General features: G+C 57.2%; 4 protein-coding genes and 1 pseudogene. All 5 read left to right on the plus strand.

What is annotated here, in order from left to right; all coding sequences use genetic code 11:
- Positions 1–1402 (plus strand): prenyltransferase/squalene oxidase repeat-containing protein (locus H5U08_RS07990; RefSeq protein ID WP_297031968.1); only part of this gene is annotated, 1402 nt, incomplete at its 5' end.
- 553 nt (positions 1403–1955) lie between these two features.
- Positions 1956–3368, plus strand: coding sequence for a choice-of-anchor Q domain-containing protein (locus H5U08_RS07995; protein ID WP_297031970.1), 1413 nt, complete (start codon positions 1956–1958; stop codon positions 3366–3368).
- Between the two features lie 46 nt (positions 3369–3414).
- Positions 3415–4707 carry a Gfo/Idh/MocA family oxidoreductase gene (locus tag H5U08_RS08000; protein ID WP_297031972.1) on the plus strand — a complete coding sequence of 431 codons (1293 nt, stop codon included), beginning with the start codon at positions 3415–3417 and terminating at the stop codon, positions 4705–4707.
- Between the two features lie 314 nt (positions 4708–5021).
- Entirely contained in the window at positions 5022–5936 is a 915-nt protein-coding gene (locus H5U08_RS08005; RefSeq protein ID WP_297031974.1) for an electron transfer flavoprotein subunit beta/FixA family protein, read from the plus strand.
- Between the two features lie 141 nt (positions 5937–6077).
- Positions 6078–6414: pseudogene (locus tag H5U08_RS08010) on the plus strand (electron transfer flavoprotein subunit alpha/FixB family protein); the annotation flags it as partial.

Below are 6414 nucleotides of genomic sequence, written 5' to 3' on the forward strand. Positions count from 1 at the left end.
CATCACGCTTTCGACCTCGATCAACTATCGAGACAGCCCTGGCGAGGAAGGGTTGCTGGAAGAACGTGCGCATCTCCCGAACGAGTTCGAAGAGGCCGGGCTGGTGACCGACGTCCATCTGCCCGCCGCGCAGGATGTAGGGATCGTGGATCAGTTTGCCCCCGATGCGCTGGGGGAATCGCTGCAACCCACTCTTCCCATGGCCGCGGTAGCAGATCGTCTGAGCGACGTCCTTCTTTCCCGGCCGGTGGCCGCCATATTTGCGGGTCGGGATCCTTCGGTACGCTCACGGCTCCTGGCCGAACAGGGAGGAACGAACGAAACCGAAGCCGCCGTCGCCCGCGGACTGCGATGGCTGGCCAAACATCAAAATGCTGATGGGAGTTGGTCGCTCCACGCCTTCCATTTAGCCCCGGGCGCCTCCGGGGACGAGGATGGGTTGGGCCAGAAAGCGGACGTGGCGGGCACCGCTCTGGCCCTGCTGCCTTTTCTGGGAGCAGGTCAGACGCACATCCAGGGGGAATACCGTCAGGTCGTTTTGAAGGGCCTTAACTGGCTTGTCAGTCACCAAGGGCCGGATGGTGACCTTCGGGGAAACGGCATTGGCGACATGTACGCGCATGGACAGGCGGCCCTGGTCCTCTGTGAAGCCTACGCGATGACTCAGGACCCCCAACTGCGAGAACCTGCGCAAAAAGCGATCGATTTTATCATTCGCGCACAGCATCCGGCGGGCGGGTGGCGCTATGAACCTGGACAGGAAGGCGATACGAGCGTACTGGGCTGGCAATTGATGGCCCTCCGCAGCGGAAAGATGGCGTATCTTCGCGTACCGGACACTGTGTTCTACAAAGCCTCTCACTACCTCGATTCAGCACAAACGGATCAATATGGCGGCCGCTACGCCTATCGGCCGGGACATGCCGCCACTCCCACCATGACGGCAGAAGCGCTGTTGTGCCGCCAATATCTGGGCTGGCCCCGGGAACACCGAGGAATGAAAGCCGGGGCGTATTATCTCCTGGAGAACCTCCCGTCCCCCAAGAAGCTCGATACTTCTCAGCCCTGGTTCTATTACATCTACTATGCCACTCAAGTGATGCACAATATGGGTGGAGATTTCTGGCGTAAATGGAATGAGGCCATGAAAGCAACGCTTTTACCCACCCAGCGGAAGACTGGATCACTGGCGGGAAGCTGGGATCCCACGGAGCTCTACGGCCGATACGGAGGTCGCATCTACACCACAGCACTGGCGATCTGTACGCTCGAGGTGTACTACCGACATATGCCCCTCTATGACCCACTCCCGATCCTAGCCCAAAACGTCCCAGGGGCCTCTGGCAATACCGATGCCGCGGCTAAATCGAACGGTTCTTCTCCCGCACAAAATACCCCGTAATGCAGAAGAATCGCTCTCGGGTTTTTGCGAATGAAAACCCGGTCAATTCACAAAAGACACAGAAAAAGGTCTGGTTGCCCCGCCAACTTGCACTGACTGCTTCCGCGTCTCGGCTCTCCTGCTAGAAACGACGCGCGACCTTCCAAATCGGGAGCCGGGCCCCTCTTGTTTAAGAATTTGGGGAAGAGACCGGGGCCCGAACGTACCGGCGGGCCAATTCGTGCATGGCCCCCGCGTTCGAACAGCAACAGAATCAAGCTAACGCAGCCCGGTGGGCCCAGTGGATCCTCCAACATCGGAAAGCGGACGTGACAAAGACATCCGCCCAAGACTCGGAGCCGTACGCTCGTCGTTCCCAGTTTCACCGGGATCCATCCGTCCAAGCGGCACGCAAAAAGTGCTATTAGGTCCCAATCAGGGGCAATTGGCCAGGGCAGACTGTGCCCATATAATCTGGGCAATCTTCTGTCCAAAGGTAGTATCTGTCCAAAGGTAGTAGAAGAACGTAGGAATGGAAGGTGTGGAGTTGACCCCAGCGACAAGGAATTCCGCCATGCGACTATCGGGTCGGCTGTTCCAGGCATATGGACTCGCACTGATGGCAACGGCCCTCGCTTCTGTCCCTTTTTCCTTCGGCGCCGAGTTCTATGTCGATCCCGTTCAGGGCCGTTCGGACAATGACGGCAGCAAGGAACGCCCCTGGAAGAGCCTGCAGGAACTGTTCGATAAAGGCCTGATCGAGTCTCAGACGTGGGAATCCTTGCCGTATCGGGAGGGAGTGAAACTCGTCCCGAGAAACCCCGGCGCTCCTGTAAAACCGGGAGACACCATTTACCTTCGCACCGGTGATTTTGGCGACCTCCGCATTCAGGGGTATTACAACCCCAGAGCGATCACGATCGCCGCTGAACCCGGCCACACTCCTCGGTTTCGACGCATCCACATCCAGTCGGGCTGTCACTGGATCCTGCGAGGTCTGCACGTAAGCCCCGAATACGGGAAAGGGGAGAGGCCGCGAGCCATGATCCGCCTGGAATCGCACGGTTGGCGGGGGCCAATCCACGACATCGTGGTGGAAGATTGCCACCTCCAATCCGCGGCCGACACCTCACACTGGACAGCGGACGACTGGAATAACCTTTCGTGCGATGGAATTCTCGCCGATGGACCACGGATTACAATAAGGGGTAATTACCTCAAGAATGTGAACTTTGGAATTTCAGTCAGTGGCCCGCACTGCCTTGTGGAAAAAAATGTTGTGGAAAACTTCGCAGGAGACGGGCTCCGGGGACTAGGTGATCACACTGTGTTCCAGTACAACATCGTGAAAAACTGTTACGACGTTAATGCCAACCACGACGATGGTTTTCAAAGCTGGTCTGTGGGACCCGGTGGCGTGGGGACGGGCGTGGTGAAAGGTGTCGTCCTGCGTGGCAACATCATCATCAATTACGAAGATCCCCAGCAACCCCATCGAGGGGCTCTTCAGGGCATCGGATGTTTTGACGGCATGTATGAAGACTGGATCATCGAAAACAACGTGGTTGTCGTGGACCACTATCACGGCATCACGTTAGGTGGTGCCGTGCGCTGCAAAATTGTTAACAACACGGTGATCGATCCCAACACCCGCCGCCCGGGGCCGGCCGCCATCCGGATTGGCAACCACAAAAATGGCACACCCTCCCGGGACTGCATGGTGCGAAATAATTTGGTCAGCGCGCTGGACGTTCGGGGTGAGAATATGACCGTAGATCACAATCTGGTCGTGGACCATCCCGAACAATTCTTCGTCAATCCAACACGATATGACATGCGTCTTCGGCCAGACTCCCCCGCCATCGACGCAGGTACGGCGGAGCTGGCGCCGAGCCTTGACATCCTGGGTATCCACAGACCTCAAGGAACGGGCATCGATCTTGGGGCATACGAATACCGTTCTGCCGAGCCGGGCCAGGACCGATAAATAAACAGATTATTGGTAGGGCATCTGTTAACTGGAGGGAATACCCATGAAAACGACACGTCGCGCATTTCTCCGAAATAGCTCCGCGATTGCGGCTGCAACCACCATTCCCAGCTTTTTCATGAAATCCGTGCATGCGGGAGTAGAGTCGCCCCTCAAACTGGGCGTTATCGGGGTGGGTTGGTATGGAATGGTCGATGCCCGTGCCGCACTCAAGGCAGGCGGCGTGGTCATCAGCAGCATCTGTGACGTGGACTCGGAACATTTGGAGAAATCCGCCGCGGAATTGGAGCAACTGCAGGGCACGCGTCCCAAAACTTTCAAGCTTTACCAGGACATGCTCGACAATTCGGACCTTGACGCAGTTATCATCGCCAGTCCGCCCCACTGGCACGCGCTCCACCTGCTGGCGGCTTTGGATCGGAAACTCCACGTGTACTGCGAAAAACCGCTGGCCTATGATATCCGCGAATGTCAGGCACTTTTGAAGGCTGTACAGGAGCGCGCAAGCATTGTCCAAATCGGTTTCCAAAGACGGCAGCATGCCAGTTTTCAACAGGTACGGGATTTCATCAAGGGTGGCGAAGCGGGAGATATCATCCAGGTTGATGCACAGATTCATTATCGTGCGGGAACCAAAGATCCGACCCCCAAGGATCCCCCGCCCAGTCTCGATTGGAACCTCTGGTGCGGTCCAGCGCCCCTTATTCCCTACAGCGAGCAGGTGGGCCATTTCAACTGGAGGCTGGAAAAAACAACCGGTCATGGGCACCTGGTGGACTGGGGTATTCACCTGGTAGACGCCACGCGGATGATTTTGGATCTTGCGACACCCCACAAGGTCACCGCCGCGGGCGGGATCTACAAGCTCAAGGGGATCATCACCACGCCCGATACGCTCACCGCGCATTTTGAATTTGCTGAGGGGCCGCTCGTATGGCGGCACCGCTTATGGGGCGCTGAGGAGTACACTCCCGAAGTGAATAACGGCGTCTTTTTCTTCGGCACAAAAGCCACCGTGTTCGTCACAGACAACCGATGGGTGGTGATACCCAATGGCAAAAACGCCGATCGTAAAGAGTACACCCCCAAGACCGACGCGGGTCTGGAACACATGCGCGATTTTCTGGCAGCCATTCGAGAAGGCCGTCCGCCTGCCTGTCCCATCGAAGAAGGATACCGATCCACCGTCACTGTGAAACTCGCGATGATCGCTTACGAGAGCGACTCGGTCGTTCACTGGGACGAGGCAAAAGGGACTATCGTGGGTAATCCGGCGGCAGAAAAGCTCCTCAAGCGAGAGTATCGTGCTCCGTGGAAACATCCCTATTCAGGATAACGGGTCACAAGTCCTGCCCGAGGATACCACGATTTTGTACGGTGATACCCCTTTTGTGTTGGGTATCGAGCCGGAAAGGTGCTGTTCCGCAGTTTTCGCTCCTTCGCTACAATAGGCATTTTGGCAAGCTGGCACCTGATGGCCCGTACTGACTGGCCGCCGGGTCGACGGTTGGCCAGACATTTTCCTTAAAAAACAGTCGGCTTGCGGGATTGCCGGATCTGGGGCCGGAGAGAAAGGCTCCCGGGAACACCGCGGCGGACTGGTTCCGACAGATGCTTTCGGGGGGATCAGACGTTTGGGAGAATCGTGCTGTGCCTTACGACATCGTTGTCTGCGTCAAACAGGTACCCGACACAACTAACATCACCGCGGAAGCTATGAAAGAAGACGGCACGGTCAATCGTGCCGCATTACCTGCCATTTTCAACCCGGAAGACCTGAACGCCCTGGAGGCGGCCCTGGAAATTCGAGACCGCTATGGCGGCACCGTGACGGCGATCAGCATGGGACCTCCCAAAGCGGCAGAGGTTCTTCGCGATTGCCTCTACCGGGGTGCCGACCGGGTCATTTTGATCACGGACCGTCGGGCAGCCGCGTCAGACACCCTCGCCACGAGTTACATTCTTGCTCAGACCATCCGCACAATCGGCAGGTTTGATATCGTCATGTGCGGTCGGCAGGCCATCGACGGCGACACCGCTCAGGTGGGTCCCCAAATCGCGGAAAAGCTTGGCATTCCCCAGGTGACATACCTGGAAAAAATCGATTGGATTGAGAACGGGACCGCACGGGTTCGCCGGAATGTAGGGCGGGGTTGGGAAGTGGTGGAAGTCAAATTGCCGGTTCTTTTTACGGTGATTGGAGGAGCCAATCAGCCGCGGCCCCCGGCCGCCAAAAAAGTGATGCGGTACAAGCGGGCCCGCATTCCGGCGGAAATTGAAGCTGAAGTGAAGACCGGTCTGGGACAGGTATCAGACGAAGAGCTGCTGGACGCGATCGAGCGGCGGAAACAAGAACTGGCCCGCCAGGGGCTCCTTATCGAGCAGTGGAGTCTCGATGACATCCACGCAGACCTCAATCGTTGCGGTCTGCCAGGTTCGCCTACAAAGGTCTATCGCGTGCAGGCCATTGTCTTGACCAAAAAAGGATTTACCAACATTCCGCCGACTGAGGAGGGAATCCGTCGTCTGATCGACGAGCTGGTTGTGGACCGAACTCTCGGTTGACCCGTTGAGAGCTCAGCCCACCGAAGAGGAACACCGGTCGAAAAATCCGGGATCAGGGGTACTCAGGCGACCGCCGAAGCAGATACCCAAAAAGGCAAAATTGGCTAACGGGAGTGTGGATTCAGGGAAACGGCTTCAATCATGATCGCACCAAATCGCCAGGGAGAAGTTTGGGTTTTTGCGGAGCAGGAAGACGGCTCGTTGCACGATGTTGTGCTTGAACTCTGCGGCAAGGCACGGCAACTTGCCGACGTACTGAAAGTACCCGTCGGCGCCGTTCTTCCCGGACACCAGATTCGGCCTCTTGCAAGCAAGCTCATCGCGCACGGTGCCGATCGCGTGTATGTAGTGGAAGATTCACGATTGGCCCATTTCCAGACAATCCCCTATGCCCGGGTTCTCTGCACGCTGATTGAAAAATACCGGCCACAGATTGTGCTTTACGGGGCAACTCCCCTGGGAAGGGATCTGGCGCCGC

Origin of the sequence: Thermogutta sp., assembly GCF_014359955.1 — a bacterium.
Lineage (GTDB): Bacteria > Planctomycetota > Planctomycetia > Pirellulales > Thermoguttaceae > Thermogutta.